Below are 16,491 nucleotides of genomic sequence, written 5' to 3'. Positions count from 1 at the left end.
GGCCCGCTGCCGTTATCGTCATGAGCATGCCTCGCCGTGACCTGCCGCCTCCACCGCCTCCGGCCCACTTGCGCGACTGGCTGGACGAGAACGCCGTACGCGCCGACCGCGCCCGCTTCCTGAAGGACCTGGGCCGGCGCAGCCTGGGCCTGGGGCGGCTGCTGCTGCTCTGGGCCGTCGCCGCCGTCTTCGCGCTCGGCTGGTCCTTCGTCGGGATGGCCCTGATGTCCTTCGAGACGCCGGGCGACCCTTTCTCGTACCTCTTCGGCCTGATCTTCGGCCTGCTCGGCGCGGGCGTGCTGATCCCGGCGGGGTTCTGGTTCGCCCGGGGCGCCCGGCGGGACCGGCTGGTCCACCAGCTGCTGCGCGCCTGGGCCGAGTCGGACCGGGACCCGGCCGCCGACGCGCGGGTCCGCGCACCGGGGCTGAGTCTGACCTGGCTGCTGGCCTCCTTCGCGCTGGGCGCGTTCGGGCTGTACGTGACCTTCGGCTCGGCGGCGTCGGCCCGCCCGGGCGTCACCACGTACGGGGAGGTCACGTACTACATGGGCCTCGGCATGATCCTGTGGATCACCGGCCTGCTGGGCCTCGGCAAGGCCGGCGCGCACTACCGGTGGGCGGTGCGCGCCTTCCGCGGCGGCGGCGCCGCGGCGCGCTGACGGGCGAGCCGGTCAGCGGTCCCGCGGTGCGGTGACGGGCGAGCCGATCAGCATCGACGGGGCGCCGGCGACCCGGGTCAGGAAGACGGTCGCGGAGTGCGGCCCCTGCGGTTTGACCTTCCTGCGCAGCTCCTCGGGCTCGATGGCCGAACCGCGCTTCTTGACGGTCAGGATGCCGACCCCGCGCTCGCGCAGCAGCGCCTTCAGCTTCTTGAGGCCGAACGGCAGCACGTCGGTGATCTCGTACGCGGTGGCGTACGGCGTCGCGCGCAGCTCGTCGGCGGTGACGTACGCGATGGTCGGGTCGATGAGCCGGCCGGCCAGCTGCTCGGCGACCTCGGCGACGAGGTGGGCGCGGATCACGGCGCCGTCGGGCTCGTAGAGGTAGCGGCCGACCGGCCCGGCCTCGGGATCGGGCAGCGGATCGACGGTGTGCAGGGTGCGCGGACCCGGCAGCAGGGTGGCGCGTACGGTGCCGGGCGCGGTCCCGAACCACAGCACGGCCTCCTTCACGTCCCCCTGGTCCGAGATCCACTCGGCCTCGGCCTCCGGCGGCACGGCCTCGTGCGGGATCCCGGGGGCGATCTTGATCGCGGCGTACTTGGCCGTACGGGCGGCCTCGACGGCCCACGACAGCGGCGGCGAGTAGCCCTCGGGGTCGAAAATGCGGCCGCGGCCGCCGCGCCGGGCGGGGTCGAGGAAGACGGCGTCGTACCCGGAGGTGTCGATGTCGGTCACGTCCGCCTCGCTGACCTCGATGAGCTCCGTCAGCCCCAGGGCCTCGGCGTTGGCGCGGGCGACGGCGACGGTCAGCGGGTCGCGGTCCACGGCGAGGACGCGGATGCCGAGCCGGGCCAGGGCGAGGGCGTCCCCGCCGATGCCGCAGCAGAGGTCCGCGACGCTGCGCACGCCGAGTTCCGCGAGCCGTCCGGCGCGGTACGAGGCCACCGAGGCGCGGGTGGCCATCTCGCCGCCGCCGGGCGTGAAGTACATCCGGAACGCGTCCTCGGCGCCGAACTTCGCCACCGCGCGCTGCCGCAGCCGGGCCTGCCCGAGCGCGGCGGAGACCAGTGCGGCGGGGTGCTCGCGGCGCAGCCGGGTGGCGAGGGCGAGCTCCTGGGCCGGGTCGTGGTCGCGGAGCGAGTCGAGGAGGGCGCGGCCCTCGGGGGTGAGGAGCGCGGCGAAGTCTTCGGGGGTCACCACTCCATTGTCGGCGACGGGGCGTGTGGGCCGGTCGGAGGAACGTGGCAGCGCGGCGCGAGGTGTCGTCCGGGAAGCGGGCGTGGCGGGTGCCAGGATGCGCTGCTATGCAGCTAGTCGGACAAAAGGAACATAAGACGCTTCATGGTCACCGGTCCGCGGCGGGTCCGCGCGGCCGCGTCGGGGTGGCACTGGCCGCACTGCTGGTCGCCGCCCTCGGAACGGGATGCGGCTCCGCCGCCGACTCCGCTCCCGCCCGCAAGGGCGGAAAGGCGGCGGACGCGCCCGCGGGCGCCGCGGGCGCGGTCGCGAACCCGGCCGAGCAGCTGAAGGCCGCCCAGCAGGCCCGGGTCGTCGCGGCGAAGAAGTGGAAGCTGGCCAAGCCGCCGCTGACCGCGCCGGCCGCGCCCAAGACGAAGCCGGAGATCACCACGCGCGAGGGCTTCGAGGTCGAGGGCCAGGAAGACCTCCCGCCCGTCTTCACCACCGTCCCCACGGAGGACAAGGTCGTCTTCCTGACGATCGACGACGGCGCGGAGAAGGACCCCGAGTTCCTGAAGATGATGCAGGAGCTGAAGATCCCGTACACGGCGTTCCTCAGCGACTACCTCGTCCGCGACAACTACCCCTACTTCAAGGAGATGCAGGCCGCGGGCGTTTCCCTGAACAACCACACGCTCAATCACCGCTACATGCCGGCGCTCTCCTACGAGGAGCAGCACGAGGAGATCTGCGGGCAGCAGGACACGATCCAGAAGCAGTTCGGCAAGCGGCCGACCCTGTTCCGGCCGCCGTACGGCAACTACAACCAGGACACGCTGCGGGCGGCGAAGTCCTGTGGCATCAAGGCGGTCCCGCTGTGGAACGCGGAGGCCTTCCCGAACCGCATGGACTGGCGGGAGTGGGACCGCGACCTCCACCCTGGGGACATCATCCTGACTCATTTCAGAGGGCGGGAGGACTGGAAGGGCTCCATGCCTGACATGATCCGTCATGTCATGAAGACCGTCACGGACAAGGGGTACGCCGTGGCCCGCCTGGAGGACTACTTGTGAGGTACGCGCGCCGGTCGGTAGTCGGAACGCTGGCCGCCGGCGCGCTCGCGCTGTCCCTGACGGGGTGCGGGGACAGCGCGGACCCGGTCGAGAGACTGGGCAGCAGGACTCCCGAGACGACGCAGCCGACGGCGGCTGCGTCGCCGTCGCGATCGGCCGCGACGCCGGCCGACGAGGCGTACAAGAAGTGGGGCCTGAAAGCCCCCCTCCGATTCGCCCCGAAGCCGGCCCAGAAGCCCGCCCTCCCCCCGGCCGCCCCGGGCAAGGCCCAGGTGGTGGACCGAATACCCGTCCCGCCCACCGACAAGGTCGTCTTCCTGACCTTCGACGACGGCGCGGAGAAGGACCCCGAGTTCCTGAAGATGGCGGCCGATCTCAAGCTGCCGATCAGCATGTTCCTGACGGACAACATCGCCTCGTCGGATTACGGACACTTCGAGAAGCTCCGCGACAACGGCTCCGGCAGCACGATCAACAACCACACCCTGACGCACCCGAACCTCCGGACCCTGCCCTTCGCGGCGCAGAAGAAGGAGATATGCGGCCAGCAGGAACACCTGGAGAAGCGCTTCGGCACCAAGCCGGTCCGCTTCCGGCCGCCGTACGGCAACTACAACGACGACACCCTCAAGGCCGCCTCCGAATGCGGCATATCGCAGGTGATCCTGTGGCGCGTGTCGATGCAGATCAATAATTTCCAGTACGCCGAGGGCTCCGCCCTCAAACCGGGCGACATCATCCTGGCCCACTTCCGCGGCCCCTCCGAACTCAAGGGCTCGACGGAAATCCAGATGACCACCCGCATGCTCCAGCGCATCCAGGAACAGGGCTACGCGATAGGGCGCCTGGAGGACTACCTCTGACCTCCGCCTGCTTCAGGAGGTCAAGAAGCCGGTCACAAGCCGCTCAGAGCACCGGAGGCCGGCCCAGCCGGGTCATGCGCCACACCGTGCGCCACTTCATCGGCTTGCGCAGCCCGCACGGCGCTCGCACGCCCTCGACGAAACCGCTCCACCACGCTTTCAGCCCCGTCAAAGACCGCATCCGCGCCATGGCGAGAACGATCCACACGCCGAGATAGACCGGAATCAGCGGAACCGGCAGCCGGCGGCGGGCCAGCCAGACACGGTTCCGGGCGGTGAAACGGTAATAGACGGCATGCCGGGCGGGAGACGTCGTCGGATGCTGGAGGACGAGCTCCGGCTCGTAGAGGATCTTCCATCCCGCATCCAGCGCACGCCATGCCAGATCGGACTCTTCGTGCCCGAAGAAGAACTCCGCCGGCCACAAATCGATCTGCCGGAGCATGGGCATCGAGAAGGCGTGGCCGCCGCCGAGGAAGGCGGTCACCAGACCGCGGCGCATCGGATCGTCAGCACGCAGCCGTGGAACCCAGCGCCGCTCCGTGTGCCCGTGCTCGTCAGCGACCCTGAAACCGATGACCCCCAGCGCCGGGTCCTCCGCGAACAGCTGCTGGACCCTGCCGAACACGCCTGCGTCGATGAGCAGCCCGTCGTCATCCAGCTCGATGACGACGTCCACCTCGCCAGACTCGCGCAGCTTCTCCAGGCCGACGTTGCGGCCTCCCGGGCAGCCCAGGTTCTGCTCAAGCGGGACTTTGGCGACGTTGGCCGCCACGTCCACATCGGTGAGAGGCGTCGCATTGCCGACCAGCACCACCCTCGTCGCCGGCACGTCCTGCCTCTCCACGGAGGCGAGCAGAGCCTCCAACTCGCGCGGGCGAGTGCCCATCGTCACGACGACGACTCCAAGGCGCGGCAACGGCATGGCGGCAAACTCCAGTTGTCGGCGAACAGGTCCGATGCTACGGCCAGGAGCCTGCTCAGCCCCGGACGGGCGTCAGCCGCCGAGCCAAGAGGAGCGCGTAGCGATCTGACGCGTCCAGGTCCAGCCCACGCACCACAGGGGCATCTGGTCGCTCTCCCGGCGCCGGGGCGCCGGAGCCCCGGCCTCAGCCCCGAGGGGCCGGGGCCGCGGTAGCCGTGATCACCGGGGTGATCGTCGTTTCCGCCGGGCCCTGGGCGTCGGCTTCGCGCTGGCGTTCCGCGCTGTCGCTGATGCGCAGCAGCAGGGCGATCATGATCCAGTTGGCCAGGAGGGACGAGCCGCCCTTCGCCAGGAACGGCAGCGCCTTGCCGGTCAGCGGGATCAGGCCCGTCACGCCGCCCGCCACCACGAAGACCTGGAGCGCCAGCGCCGCCGACAGGCCCACCGCCAGCAGCTTCCCGAACGGGTCACGCGCACCCAGCGCCATCCGCAGCCCCCGCTGGACCAGCAGCGCGTACAGGATCAGCACCGCCATGACCCCGGCCAGCCCGAGCTCCTCGCCCACCGTGGTCAGGATGAAGTCGCTGCGCCCCGCGAAGCCGATCAGCTCCGGGTGCCCCATCCCCAGCCCCGTCCCCGACATGCCGCCCGTACCGAAGCTGAACAGCGCCTGCGCGGACTGGTCCGAGATGACCCCCGGCGGCCGTTCCTTCCAGTAGTACGACAGCGGCTCCAGCCATGCGGCCACACGCCCCTTGACGTGCGGTTCCGTCGAGCCCACCACGAAGGCGCCCACGCCCGCCATGAGCAGGCCGGTCACGATCCAGCTGGTGCGCTCGGTGGCGACGTACAGCATCACCACGAACACACCGAAGAAGATCAGCGACGTACCCAGGTCCCGCTCGAAGACGAGCACCAGCAGCGACACGATCCACACCGTGATGATCGGCCCGAGCTGGCGCATCGGGGGCAGCCGCATGCCCAGGAACTTCCGGCCCGTCAGGGCCAGCGAATCGCGGTGGATGACCAGATAGCCCGCGAAGAAGATCGAGATCATGATCTTCACGAACTCGCCAGGCTGGAGCGAGAACCCGAACAGGATGATCCAGCGCTTCGCGCCGTACGTGTCCGCACCGAAGAACGCCGGCGCGATCAGCAGCACCAGCGCGACCGCCATCGTGATGTAGATGAACCGCTGCAGCAGCCGGTGGTCCCGCAGCAGCGCCACCACGGCCAGGCACGCGGCCACGCCGATGACCGTCCACTGCAGCTGCCCCGGCGCGTTCGCGTCGCCGCCGTACCGCGCGATGTACGACTGGTCCAGCCGGTGCAGCAGCACCAGCCCCAGCCCCGACAGCAGCATGGCGAGCGGGAAGATCAGCGGATCCGCGTGCGCCGCGAACCGGCGCACGCCCAGGTGCCCCACCAGCGCCAGCAGCGTCATGCTGATCGTGAAGCCGGTGAGGTTGCCGGGCAGCTCGCCGTTCATCGCCAGGCCGGCGCTCGCGTGCCCGAAGACGGTGAGGGCGACGACGAAGACGAGGAGCAGCGCCTCGGTACGGCGGCGCGAGCCGGCCGTCGTGAGCGGTCTCAGTCCACGCACGGGATGCCGCCACCGTCGATGGCGGGGCTGCCGCTCACGGTCGGGGCCGGGGCGGCGGGAGCCGGTCCCGGAGGCGCCCCCGGGGCGCCGCTCGGGCTCGGAGCGGCCGCAGATGCGGAAGACCCCGGTCCGATCTGCTCGGCAATGAGGCGCTTTATCTTCATATCGTCTACGACGTTTATGTCCTCCCCATGGTTCCTTCCGAACCGCTCGACGGGCAGTGTCGTGAACGCCACCTTGCCGCCGGACAGGTTCTTCGCCTGCTTCACGAACGACATCAGGTCCCAGCCCGCGTCCGTCACCACGTCCTGTTTCGCGGCGTCGATCAGCTTCATCAGCTTGACCGGATCGGTGAAGGTTCCGGCCGAGTTCAGCTTCTGCGTGGCACCCGCCAGGAAGGCCTGCTGCCGCTTCGTCCGGTCCAGATCACCCATGTCCAGGCCGTGCCGCTGGCGCACGAAGGCCAGGGACTGCTGACCGTTCAGGGTCTGGCGGCCCGCCGGGAAGTCGGCGCCCGAGTACTTGTCCCGCACCGGCTTCTTCAGGCACACCGGTACGCCGCCCAGCGCCTGGGCGAGCTGGTAGAAACCGGCCAGGTTGAGTTCGGCGAAGTGATCGACCGGGACGCCCAGGAAGTTCCGTACCGTCTCGATCTGTGCCTTGCGGCCGGCCTCCCGCCCCTCGCGCTCCAGCCGGCGCCGGTCCTTGACCCCCTGGGCCGAGAGCCGCTCCTCCTCCTTGGCCTTCGCCAGCCCGTACGCCTTCTTGATCTTGTCCTTGCCCTTGCCCTTGCCCTGCCCCGGCCCCTGTCCCGGCCCCTGTCCCGGTATGTCGACGAAGTCGTCGCGCGGGACCGAGAAGGCCTTCGCCTGGCTGCCGTCGCCGGGGACGTGGAGCAGGATCAGCGTGTTCGCGTTGTAGCCGCCGATGTCGGAGCTGCCGGCGTGCAGTTTGTCGAGGACCTCCTCCAGCAGTTTCTCGCCGTTCTGGTCGCGGCGGCTGTCCAGGCCCATCAGCAGGATGTTGGTGTCGCCGTACTTCGACTTCTCGGCGCCCTCCAGGGCCTTGGAGCTGCCGATGCTGCCGGCGAGGTCCCGGTACACGTACCAGGCCCCGGCGGCGGCCATGACGGCCAGCGCGCAGACGGCGACGAGCGGGGTGCGGGCGATGCGGAACCGGCGGGGCCGGGGGTGGCGGGGCCGGCGGGCGGGGTGGCTGGTCTTCCTCCGGTGCGCGCTCATGCCAGTCGATGCTGGGGGAGGGGTGCTGAAGGATTCCTGAGACTCCTGAAGGGCGTTCAGGATGTTCAGGGACGGGTCGGGGCCGCCCCGCCGGTCGGCACGCGCAGGACGAGGCGGATGCCGCCGCCCGCCCTCGACGGCAGCGCGCGGGCCTCGCCGCCGTGCGCACGGGCGATCTCGCGGACGATGGCCAGGCCGAGGCCCGTACCGCCGCCCGCGCGGCCGCGGTCCTGGTCCAGGCGGACGAACCGCTCGAAGACCCGGTCGCGGTCCGCCGCCGGGATGCCGGGGCCGTCGTCCTCGACCTCCAGCACCGCCCAGCGGCCGGCGCCGGGGTCCGCCGGCTCGGTGGCCGCCCGTACGACGACCCCCGTACGGGCGTGCCGCAGCGCGTTGTCCACCAGGTTGGCCAGCGCCCGCTCCAGCCGCGCCGGATCCCCGGCCGCCGGTACGGGCGCCTGCGCGTCCAGCCGGAGCGGAACCCGGGGGGCCGGCCGCCGGGCCAGGTCCTCCGCGGCCAGCAGCGCCAGGTCCACCGGCTCGGCCCGCGGTACGGAGCCGCCGTCGAGGCGGGCGAGCAGCAGCAGGTCCGCCGCGATGCGCTGGAGCCGCTCGGTATCGGCCAGTGCGGCCGCGACCGACTCCCGGTCGGGGCGGCCCTGGGCCAGAGCCACCTCCAGCCGGGACCGGACCGCGGCCAGCGGATTGCGCAGCTCGTGCGAGGCGTCCGCGGTGAACTGCCGCTGCCGGGCGTCGGACCGCTCCAGCCGGTCGAGCGTGTCGTTGACGGTGCGGGCCAGCTGGGCGATCTCGTCCGCCCCGCCGGGATCCGGAACGCGGCGGTCCAGCTCGCTGGCGGTGACCGCCGCGAGCTCGGACCGGATCGCGGTGACGGGGCGCAGGGCATGCCCCGTCACCCACCGGGCGAGGGCCGCCGCGAAGCCGATCAGCGGGGGTGCGCCGGCCAGCAGGCCGAGGGCGATGGCGCGGGTCGCGTCGTCCACGTCGCCGAGCACGGTGACGGCGTACACCTCGTGCCCGCCCGGCGCATCGACCGCGACCACCGCGCGCCGTTCCGCGCCGGGGCGCGCGGGCGGGAGCACGGCGGAGCGGGAGTCCTCGCCGGACGCACGGGATGCGCCGGGCGCGCCCGACGCACCGGGCGCGGGCGGGCGCAGGCCGCCGAGGTCGGGGGTGTCCCCGAGGTCCCCGGTGGAGGCGACGGTCCGCCCCTGCGCGTCCCGTACGAGGACCAGGTCCACCCCGCTCTCCGGCGCGGGCAGCCGCTCGCCGGACGCGAGGCCGCCGGGGAAGTCGTGGCCGTCGAGCCGGCCGTCGAGCTGGGCGGCGACCTTGCGGGCGGCGAGCTCGGTGCGGTTGGTGGTGTTGTCGAGGAGGTTGGCCCGCAGCAGGGTGTAGAGCCACAGCCCGCCGGCGCCCAGTACGGCGGCCATGGCGAGCGCGGCGGCCAGCGCCGCCCGCCGCCGGAGCGGCCCCGGGCTCGTCCTAGCCACCGTCAGGAGCCATGCGGTAGCCGGTGCCGTGCACGGTGAGGATCGAGCGGCGGCCGAAGGGGGCGTCGATCTTCTTGCGCAGCGAGGACACGTACACCTCGACGATGTTCGGGTCGATGGCGTGCGGGGTGTCCCAGACCTGGTCCAGGATGTCCTGTTTGGCGACGGCGCGGCCGGGCTGCTCCATCAGGCAGGCGAGTACGCCGAGCTCGCGGGCGGTGAGCTCGATGTCGTGCGTACCGCGGCGGCAGCGGCGGCCGGCGGGTTCGAGTACGAGGTCGCCGGCCTGGAGGGTGTGGTGGGGGTCGGCGGCCCCGGTGGTGGCGCCGGCCGCCCGGCGGGCGAGGGCGCGGAGCCGGGCGGCCAGGACCACGAACGAGAACGGCTTGGTGAGGTAGTCGTCGGCGCCGGAGTCGAGGCCTTCGGCCTCGTCGTACTCGCCGTCCTTGGCGGTCAGCATGAGGACGGGCGTGGGGTCGCCGTCCGCCCGCAGGCGGGCGCAGATCTCGTAGCCGCTGAGGCCGGGCAGCATCAGGTCGAGCAGGACGGCGTCGTACGAGCCGGTGCGGGCGAGGTCCAGCCCGCGGTGGCCGTCGTGGGCGAGGTCGACCCAGTGCCCGTCGGCGGAGAGACCGCGCCGCAGGGACTCGGCGAGGCCTTCTTCGTCTTCGACCACGAGAATGCGCACGCCCCAAGCGTCACATACCGCCCACCTCGTGGCCCCGGCCCCGCCTGCCCCCCCCACGCCTCAAACGCCGGCGGGGCTCAATCCGCCTCCGGGGCGGATGCCCGGCGGAGCCCCGGGCGGGATGCCGCCGCGGGGCCCCGGGGGCACCCCCGATCCCCCGGGCGGGATGCCGCCGCGGGGCCCGGGGGGCACCCCCGATCCGGATCACCCAGCGGAGCGTGTTGGCACTCCGCTTGACCGAGTGCTAATCGCCGGAATAGTCTCGCACCTGGCACTCGCCACCGGTGAGTGCCAACACAGCGACGGGCAGGTCCGGCACCCGCGACGACGGATCCACCTGGTCGCCACCCCAGACAGTTAGCCCCGTGAGATCTCCGAAGGGGGAGGTCGGATCGTGACGACCACCAGCTCCAAGGTTGCCATCAAGCCGCTCGAGGACCGCATCGTGGTCCAGCCGCTCGACGCCGAGCAGACCACGGCTTCCGGCCTGGTCATCCCGGACACCGCGAAGGAGAAGCCCCAGGAGGGCGTCGTCCTCGCGGTCGGTCCGGGCCGCTTCGAGGACGGCCAGCGTCTCCCGCTGGACGTCAGCGTCGGCGACATCGTGCTGTACAGCAAGTACGGCGGCACCGAAGTGAAGTACAGCGGCGAGGAGTACCTCGTCCTCTCGGCTCGCGACGTCCTCGCGATCATCGAGAAGTAATCCACTTCATCTGTATTGCTTGAGCTGCGCCCCTGGTCACCCCGCTGATTGCCGGGCGGCAAGGGGCGCAGTTCGTTAAACCCGAGTTTTCGAGAGGGCTGAACCGCTCCCATGGCGAAGATCCTGAAGTTCGACGAGGACGCCCGTCGCGCCCTCGAGCGCGGCGTCAACAAGCTGGCCGACACGGTGAAGGTGACGATCGGCCCCAAGGGCCGCAACGTCGTCATCGACAAGAAGTTCGGCGCCCCCACCATCACCAACGACGGTGTCACCATCGCCCGCGAGGTCGAGCTGGACGACCCGTACGAGAACCTGGGCGCGCAGCTCGTGAAGGAGGTGGCGACCAAGACCAACGACATCGCGGGTGACGGCACCACCACCGCCACCGTGCTGGCCCAGGCGCTGGTCCGCGAGGGCCTGCGCAACGTCGCCGCCGGCGCCTCCCCGGCCGCCCTGAAGAAGGGCATCGACGCCGCGGTCAAGGCCGTGTCCGAGGAGCTCCTCGCGACGGCCCGCCCGATCGAGGACAAGTCCGACATCGCCGCCGTGGCCGCGCTCTCCGCGCAGGACCAGCAGGTCGGCGAGCTCATCGCCGAGGCGATGGACAAGGTCGGCAAGGACGGTGTCATCACCGTCGAGGAGTCCAACGCCTTCGGCCTGGAGCTGGAGTTCACCGAGGGCATGGCCTTCGACAAGGGCTACCTCTCGCCGTACATGGTCACCGACCAGGAGCGTATGGAGGCCGTCCTCGACGACCCGTACATCCTGATCAACCAGGGCAAGATCTCCTCCATCCAGGACCTCCTGCCGCTGCTCGAGAAGGTCATCCAGGCCGGCGCCTCGAAGCCGCTGCTGATCATCGCCGAGGACGTCGATGGCGAGGCGCTCTCCACCCTCGTCGTCAACAAGATCCGCGGCACCTTCAACGCGGTCGCCGTCAAGGCCCCCGGCTTCGGTGACCGTCGCAAGGCGATGCTCCAGGACATGGCCACCCTCACCGGTGCCACCGTCATCGCCGAGGAGGTCGGCCTCAAGCTCGACCAGGCCGGTCTGGACGTCCTCGGTTCCGCGCGCCGCGTGACCATCTCCAAGGACGACACGACCATCGTCGACGGTGGCGGCAGCCACGACGAGGTCGTCGGCCGCGTCAACCAGATCAAGGCCGAGATCGAGTCCACCGACTCGGACTGGGACCGCGAGAAGCTGCAGGAGCGCCTGGCGAAGCTCGCCGGCGGCGTCTGCGTCATCAAGGTCGGCGCCGCCACCGAGGTGGAGCTCAAGGAGAAGAAGCACCGCCTCGAGGACGCCATCTCGGCGACCCGCGCCGCGGTCGAGGAGGGCATCGTCTCCGGCGGTGGCTCCGCGCTCGTCCACGCCGTGAAGGTGCTGGAGGGCAACCTGGGTCTGTCCGGCGACGAGGCCACGGGTGTCGCGGTCGTCCGCCGCGCCGCCGTCGAGCCGCTGCGCTGGATCGCCGAGAACGCCGGCCTCGAGGGTTACGTCATCACCTCGAAGGTCGCCGAGCTCGAAAAGGGCCAGGGCTTCAACGCCGCCACCGGCGAGTACGGCGACCTGGTCAAGGCCGGCGTCATCGACCCGGTCAAGGTCACCCGCTCCGCGCTGGAGAACGCCGCTTCCATCGCCTCCCTGCTGCTCACGACCGAGACCCTGGTCGTCGAGAAGCCGGCCGAGGAAGACGCCGACGGCGGTCACGGCCACGGTCACGGCCACAGCCACTGATCGCACGCACCACGCCGAGGAGGCCCCGTCCCGCAGTCGCGGGACGGGGCCTTCCCCGTGGTGGGGCCTCAGGTTCCGTACGGGGAACCCGATCCGCCCATCTGCCGTTGCAGGGCCGCGGGGTTGTAGTGCCACCAGCCCTCGACGATCTCTCCGTCCAGGCACCGGAAGGTGGTGCTCCCGGACATCTCGTACGTCTTCCCGGTCGGTGCGACTCCCATGAACTTGCCCTTGTGGGTGCCGCGCCAGTTCCACACCGTCGTGACCATGTCGCCATCGGCCAGCACGGCCTGCGGCTCGAAGGTCATGTCGAAGGCCGCGCGCCACGTCTCCATGTCCGACCGCATGGCGTCGCGTCCGATGACGGTGGACTCCGCCTTGCTGACGTCGTGGTCGATGTAGTTCGTCGCGAAGCACTCGTCGAGGACGCTCATGTTGCCGGCCATGGCCGCTTCCTCGAACACCCGCTGGGCGAGCTGCTTGTTGAGGTGCTCGTCGCGGACGACGTCGAGGTTCATGAACTTCGGCATTCCCTCACAGAGGGCCACCATCTCCTGGAACATGCGGTCCGTCTCGGGGAGATGGGAGTTCTTCATGGCCTCCTCGTACGAGGCGAACTCCACCATGTCCACGTAGTGGTTCCGGGCCTCGCGGTCCTGGCCGATCGTCGTGTGCGTGGCAGTGCGCCTGCCGCTGCTCTGCTCCGCCCAGCGGTCGATGAGCGCGTTCATCTCGTCGAACCGCCTGGTTTCGTAATCGATCACTTGTACGAATGTCATGGCGTCGCCTCCCGGGCTGGATGGGGCACGTCCAGTTTAGGGAGATTTCACCCGGTCGGCCGGTTCGGAGGCCGGCCTACCCGTAGGTCGCTTGGGCTACTGCGGACCGTACTTGCGGCCCGTACGCGAGGACACCCCGCCCAGCAGCCCGCGCGGCGTCAGCTTCACCAGGCCCATCAGCGCCTTGTACCGCGGATCCGGGATCGAGACCGTCTTGCCGCGCGCCAGGTCGTCCAGGGCCGCCGCCACCAGCTTGTCCGCGTCCAGCCACATCCAGTTGGGGATGTTGTCCGTGCCCATGCCGGCGCGCTGGTGGAACTCGGTGCGGACGAAGCCGGGGCACAGGGCCATCAGCCGTACGCCCGATCCGGACAGGTCCCGCGCCGCGCCCTGCGTGAACTGCACGACCCAGGCCTTGCTCGCCCCGTACGTGCCGCGCGGCACGAACGCCGCCACCGAGGCCACGTTGACGACGCCGCCGCGGCCGCGCGAGCGCATCGACTCGGTGGCCGCCGAGGTCAGCCGCAGGACGGCCTCGATGTGCACCTTCAGCATGGTCAGCTCGTCGGCCATGGAGACTTCGAGGTAGCGGCCCTTGTTGCCGAAGCCCGCGTTGTTGACCAGGAGGTCCACCGGGTGCGTACGGTCGCCGAGGCGGCGCTCGACGGCCGCGATGCCCTCGTCGGTGGACAGGTCGGCGGCCAGCACCTCGGCCTCGATGCCGTGCCGGTCGTGCAGCTCGGTGGCCTGCTCGCCGAGCCGCTTCGTGTCGCGGGCCACCAGTACGAGGTTGTGGCCCTGGGCGGCGAGCCGCCGGGCGAATGCGGCGCCGATGCCCGCCGTGGATCCCGTAATCAACGCAGTCGTCATAGGCGCAACCTAGCCGCCCTCGGCGACAGCTCAAGGGGAGCCCGCCGGGCGGTACCCCTTCGTGACGCACGGCGCCGCGCGTCGTCGCTTCCCGCTGCGGAACCGCTACTTCCGGCTACGAAAAGCCGCTTTGAGCTCCTCTTTCGGCTCCCTGAGCCCGCGTCACCCTCTAGTGCCGTACTACTGCCCGTACTTCTCGATGTGGGCGAGGGCCGCCTCGTGCCACTGCGGTGCCATCGCCGCGCCCGCCGCCCGCGTGCGCGCGAGCAGCGAACGGTCGGTGGTGAAGGCCCGGAACCAGAGCTCCACCGTCACGTCGTGGTCCGGGCGGTGGACGATCTCGACGGAGTCGCCGGGGGAGACCGGACCCTCCTGGACCACGCGCAGGTACGCACCCGGCCGCGCGGCCTGCGTGTACCGCTTGACCCAGCCCCGCTCGCCGAGGGCGCCCTGGAAGGTTCGGCACGGAATGCGGGCCGAGGCCACTTCGAGGACGAGGCCGCCCGCGCCGACCCGCCAGCGCTCGCCGAGCAGCGCGCCCGTCAGGTCCATGCCGGAGGTGGTGAGGTTCTCGCCGAAGAGCCCGGCGGGCAGTTCGCGGTCCAGCTCGCCCTCCCACCAGTCGAGGTCCTCGCGCGCGTAGGCGTAGACGGACTGGTGGTCCCCGCCGTGGTGGCGCAGGTCGCAGACGGCGTCGCCCTTGAGGCCGCCGGCGCCGATGCCCTTGGGCCCGGGAGGGAACACGTGGACCGGGCCGGGGACGGGGTGCTTGCCGATGCCGGTCACCCCGCCCTGCGCATCGGTGTAGTCGACGGCCGTCGCGCGGCCGAGGTTCACGGAGACGACGCGCGGAGGGGCCGCGGGGGCGCCGGGGGCGTCGGGAGCGGTGAGGGCCATGAGGACCACGGTAGTCCAGCCTCCTCAAAGGGGCGCGAGAGTATTCGCGCCGAGCCCAAAGCTGGGCTTATGCTCGAAGGATGATCGAGGCACGTCATCTCCGGGTGCTGCGCGCCGTCGCCGGCACCGGGTCCTTCTCCGCCGCCGCCCGCGAGCTCGGCTGCACCCAGCCCGCCGTCTCCCAGCAGATGAAGGCGCTGGAGCAGTCGGCCGGCACCCCGCTGCTCGTCCGGGCCGGCCGCGAGATGCGGCTGACCCAGGCCGGTACGGCCCTGGTCCGGCACGCGGCCGGGATCCTCGCCGGGCTGACCGCCGCCGAGGAGGAGGTCGCGGCCATCGCCGGGCTGCGCGCGGGCCGGGTCCGGCTGGTCTCCTTCCCCAGCGGGAGCTCCACGCTGGTGCCGACGGCGCTGGCCGCGATGCGCGCCGAGCACCCCGGCACCCGGATCTCGCTGGTCGAGGCGGAGCCGCCGCGGTCGGTGGAGATGCTGCGCGAGGGCGACTGCGATCTGGCGCTGGCCTTCCGCTACGGCTCGGCCTCCCCCTCGGCCGGCGGCTCGGCCGCCGAGGGGGAGTGGGAGGACCTCGTGGTGCGGCCGCTGCTCACGGACCGGCTCGTGGGGCTGGTTCCGGAGGGGCACCGGCTGGCGGGGGCCGAGCGGGTGGGCATGGCGGAGCTGGCCGACGAGCCCTGGATCGCGGGCTGTCCGCGCTGCCGCCGCCATCTGGTGGAGGTGTGCGAGGAGGTGGGCTTCACCCCGCGCATCGACTTCGCGACCGACGACTACCCGGCCGTGGTCGGCCTGGTCGGCGCCGGTCTGGGCGTCGCCGTACTGCCGGAGCTGGCGGTGGAGTCCGTACGGGCCAAGGGCGTGAGCACGGTGGCCGTGGAGCCGGCGGTGGAGCGGGAGGTCGTGGCGCTGACCCTGCCCGACCTGGCGCGCGTACCGGCCGTGGCGGCGACCCTGGCCGAACTGGAGCGGGCCGCCACGCGTTGACCGTACGGCGCCGGCGTACGGCCGTACGGCCAATCGCGTGACGTTCGGGTCCGCGCGAAGGTTCGCGAAGGCTGGAGAAACGTTCCTTCGTACGTTTCGGCGAATTGCGGATCAGTGCGGCGGAAGGGGTCCGATCGTGGTCGACGCGGGGATCAGGCGATGGCGCGCGCGTCCCATCAGCTCTTCGCGCTCATCCTCGGTGAGGCCGCCCCACACCCCGTAGGGCTCGCGGACGGCCAGTGCGTGCGCGGCGCATTCCGAGCGCACCGGGCATCTCATGCAGACCTCTTTAGCCGAGGCCTCGCGCGCACTCCTGGCCGCGCCCCGCTCGCCTTCCGGGTGGAAGAAGAGGGAGCTGTCGACCCCCCGGCAGGCGGCCAGCAGCTGCCAGTCCCAGAGGTCGGCGTTCGGTCCGGGGAGGCGGGAGAAATCTGCCATGGGTAGTCCTCTTGGTGCCGGTACTGAGACGGATACGGTCCAAGTCTCCACACCTACTGTCGTAGTAGATGTAAATATGACTCATTGGGAATCTAGCCTCAGACACGTGCCAAACGGAAGAAAAGCCGCCAAATAGGGCATAGCTCCAGATGGAGGACACGCAGCGAGTGGCACCCACACCGTGTTCGCTTCCTCACGTAGAGTGCCGAAGGTGTCCGTCCGACCCGTAACTCTTTCGAGTGACCATCGTTGAGAGTGCGAAGGCGGTTGAATCAAGAAGTTCCCGGACAGGTGTCCGAGGGCATCGACCGCACAGGT

The 16,491-nt window shown here is 71.1% G+C and carries 16 protein-coding genes; 6 read left to right on the top strand and 10 right to left on the bottom strand.

What is annotated here, in order from left to right; translation table 11 throughout:
* Positions 1-26 precede the first annotated feature (26 nt).
* Positions 27-659 (top strand): hypothetical protein, encoded by a 633-nt coding sequence (locus ACIQU4_RS04660; RefSeq protein WP_403725686.1) that lies wholly within the window; start codon positions 27-29, stop codon positions 657-659.
* A 12-nt stretch (positions 660-671) separates the two neighbouring features.
* Here ACIQU4_RS04660 and ACIQU4_RS04655 read toward each other — a convergent pair whose 3' ends face one another.
* The gene (locus tag ACIQU4_RS04655) at positions 672-1,859 is read right to left on the bottom strand and encodes a methyltransferase domain-containing protein (protein ID WP_403725683.1); all 1,188 of its coding nucleotides are present in this window, start codon (positions 1,857-1,859) and stop codon (positions 672-674) included.
* A gap of 107 nt (positions 1,860-1,966) precedes the next feature.
* Between ACIQU4_RS04655 and ACIQU4_RS04650 the strand changes: the two genes are divergently transcribed.
* A complete protein-coding gene (locus ACIQU4_RS04650; RefSeq protein ID WP_403725681.1) occupies positions 1,967-2,914 on the top strand; it encodes a polysaccharide deacetylase family protein in 948 nt (315 codons plus the stop codon).
* Positions 2,911-3,777, top strand: a complete 867-nt coding sequence (locus ACIQU4_RS04645) for a polysaccharide deacetylase family protein (RefSeq protein WP_403725678.1) — start codon at positions 2,911-2,913, stop codon at positions 3,775-3,777. The genes ACIQU4_RS04650 and ACIQU4_RS04645 overlap by 4 nt, the downstream gene beginning before the upstream one ends.
* 43 nt (positions 3,778-3,820) lie before the next feature.
* Here ACIQU4_RS04645 and ACIQU4_RS04640 read toward each other — a convergent pair whose 3' ends face one another.
* The 5 genes from ACIQU4_RS04640 to ACIQU4_RS04620 form a co-directional block, all read right to left on the bottom strand.
* Positions 3,821-4,702, bottom strand: a complete 882-nt coding sequence (locus ACIQU4_RS04640; RefSeq protein WP_403725676.1) for a glycosyltransferase family 2 protein — start codon at positions 4,700-4,702, stop codon at positions 3,821-3,823.
* A 184-nt stretch (positions 4,703-4,886) separates the two neighbouring features.
* Positions 4,887-6,305, bottom strand: a complete 1,419-nt coding sequence (locus ACIQU4_RS04635) for an FtsW/RodA/SpoVE family cell cycle protein (protein WP_403725673.1) — start codon at positions 6,303-6,305, stop codon at positions 4,887-4,889.
* Positions 6,293-7,546: an LCP family protein gene (locus ACIQU4_RS04630; protein ID WP_403725671.1), complete on the bottom strand. Its 1,254-nt coding sequence runs from the start codon at positions 7,544-7,546 to the stop codon at positions 6,293-6,295. The genes ACIQU4_RS04635 and ACIQU4_RS04630 overlap by 13 nt, the downstream gene beginning before the upstream one ends.
* Positions 7,547-7,611: 65 nt before the next feature.
* Positions 7,612-9,060, bottom strand: a complete 1,449-nt coding sequence (locus ACIQU4_RS04625; RefSeq protein ID WP_403725669.1) for a sensor histidine kinase — start codon at positions 9,058-9,060, stop codon at positions 7,612-7,614.
* Positions 9,053-9,748 carry a response regulator transcription factor gene (locus tag ACIQU4_RS04620; protein WP_403725666.1) on the bottom strand — a complete coding sequence of 232 codons (696 nt, stop codon included), beginning with the start codon at positions 9,746-9,748 and terminating at the stop codon, positions 9,053-9,055. The genes ACIQU4_RS04625 and ACIQU4_RS04620 overlap by 8 nt, the downstream gene beginning before the upstream one ends.
* 394 nt (positions 9,749-10,142) lie before the next feature.
* On the opposite strand from ACIQU4_RS04620, the gene groES reads away from it, so the two are divergent.
* On the top strand, positions 10,143-10,451 hold the full coding sequence (gene groES, locus ACIQU4_RS04615; protein ID WP_030154760.1) for a co-chaperone GroES: 309 nt from the start codon (positions 10,143-10,145) through the stop codon (positions 10,449-10,451).
* Positions 10,452-10,562: 111 nt separating this feature from the next.
* Positions 10,563-12,191: a chaperonin GroEL gene (gene groL, locus ACIQU4_RS04610; RefSeq protein WP_403725663.1), complete on the top strand. Its 1,629-nt coding sequence runs from the start codon at positions 10,563-10,565 to the stop codon at positions 12,189-12,191.
* Between the two features lie 68 nt (positions 12,192-12,259).
* On the opposite strand, the gene ACIQU4_RS04605 is transcribed toward groL, so the two are convergent.
* From ACIQU4_RS04605 to ACIQU4_RS04595, 3 genes are all read right to left on the bottom strand, one after another.
* Entirely contained in the window at positions 12,260-12,970 is a 711-nt protein-coding gene (locus tag ACIQU4_RS04605) for an ester cyclase (RefSeq protein ID WP_403725661.1), read from the bottom strand.
* A 96-nt stretch (positions 12,971-13,066) separates the two neighbouring features.
* A complete protein-coding gene (locus ACIQU4_RS04600) occupies positions 13,067-13,840 on the bottom strand; it encodes an SDR family NAD(P)-dependent oxidoreductase (protein ID WP_403725658.1) in 774 nt (257 codons plus the stop codon).
* 180 nt (positions 13,841-14,020) lie between these two features.
* Entirely contained in the window at positions 14,021-14,737 is a 717-nt protein-coding gene (locus ACIQU4_RS04595) for an MOSC domain-containing protein (RefSeq protein ID WP_403725655.1), read from the bottom strand.
* An 80-nt stretch (positions 14,738-14,817) separates the two neighbouring features.
* On the opposite strand from ACIQU4_RS04595, the gene ACIQU4_RS04590 reads away from it, so the two are divergent.
* The gene (locus ACIQU4_RS04590; RefSeq protein WP_229336940.1) at positions 14,818-15,735 is read left to right on the top strand and encodes a LysR family transcriptional regulator; all 918 of its coding nucleotides are present in this window, start codon (positions 14,818-14,820) and stop codon (positions 15,733-15,735) included.
* A 111-nt stretch (positions 15,736-15,846) separates the two neighbouring features.
* On the opposite strand, the gene ACIQU4_RS04585 is transcribed toward ACIQU4_RS04590, so the two are convergent.
* Positions 15,847-16,173, bottom strand: coding sequence for a WhiB family transcriptional regulator (locus ACIQU4_RS04585; RefSeq protein WP_030154771.1), 327 nt, complete (start codon positions 16,171-16,173; stop codon positions 15,847-15,849).
* Positions 16,174-16,491: the final 318 nt, after the last annotated feature.

The sequence above is a fragment of the Streptomyces sp. NPDC090741 genome (genome assembly GCF_044769045.1).
In the GTDB taxonomy this organism is placed as follows: domain Bacteria; phylum Actinomycetota; class Actinomycetes; order Streptomycetales; family Streptomycetaceae; genus Streptomyces.
Note: the sequence above shows the minus strand (reverse complement) of the source record. Positions and strands in the feature narration are given on the sequence as shown.

Coding starts and splice junctions, on each gene's coding strand:
- ACIQU4_RS04660 (WP_403725686.1), top strand. CDS start 27: ATGCCTCGCCGTGACCTGCCGCCTCCACCGCCTCCGGCCCACTTGCGC.
- ACIQU4_RS04650 (WP_403725681.1), top strand. CDS start 1,967: ATGCAGCTAGTCGGACAAAAGGAACATAAGACGCTTCATGGTCACCGG.
- ACIQU4_RS04640 (WP_403725676.1), bottom strand. CDS start 4,702: ATGCCGTTGCCGCGCCTTGGAGTCGTCGTCGTGACGATGGGCACTCGC.
- ACIQU4_RS04630 (WP_403725671.1), bottom strand. CDS start 7,546: ATGAGCGCGCACCGGAGGAAGACCAGCCACCCCGCCCGCCGGCCCCGC.
- groL (WP_403725663.1), top strand. CDS start 10,563: ATGGCGAAGATCCTGAAGTTCGACGAGGACGCCCGTCGCGCCCTCGAG.
- ACIQU4_RS04605 (WP_403725661.1), bottom strand. CDS start 12,970: ATGACATTCGTACAAGTGATCGATTACGAAACCAGGCGGTTCGACGAG.
- ACIQU4_RS04600 (WP_403725658.1), bottom strand. CDS start 13,840: ATGACGACTGCGTTGATTACGGGATCCACGGCGGGCATCGGCGCCGCA.
- ACIQU4_RS04595 (WP_403725655.1), bottom strand. CDS start 14,737: ATGGCCCTCACCGCTCCCGACGCCCCCGGCGCCCCCGCGGCCCCTCCG.
- ACIQU4_RS04590 (WP_229336940.1), top strand. CDS start 14,818: ATGATCGAGGCACGTCATCTCCGGGTGCTGCGCGCCGTCGCCGGCACC.
- ACIQU4_RS04585 (WP_030154771.1), bottom strand. CDS start 16,173: ATGGCAGATTTCTCCCGCCTCCCCGGACCGAACGCCGACCTCTGGGAC.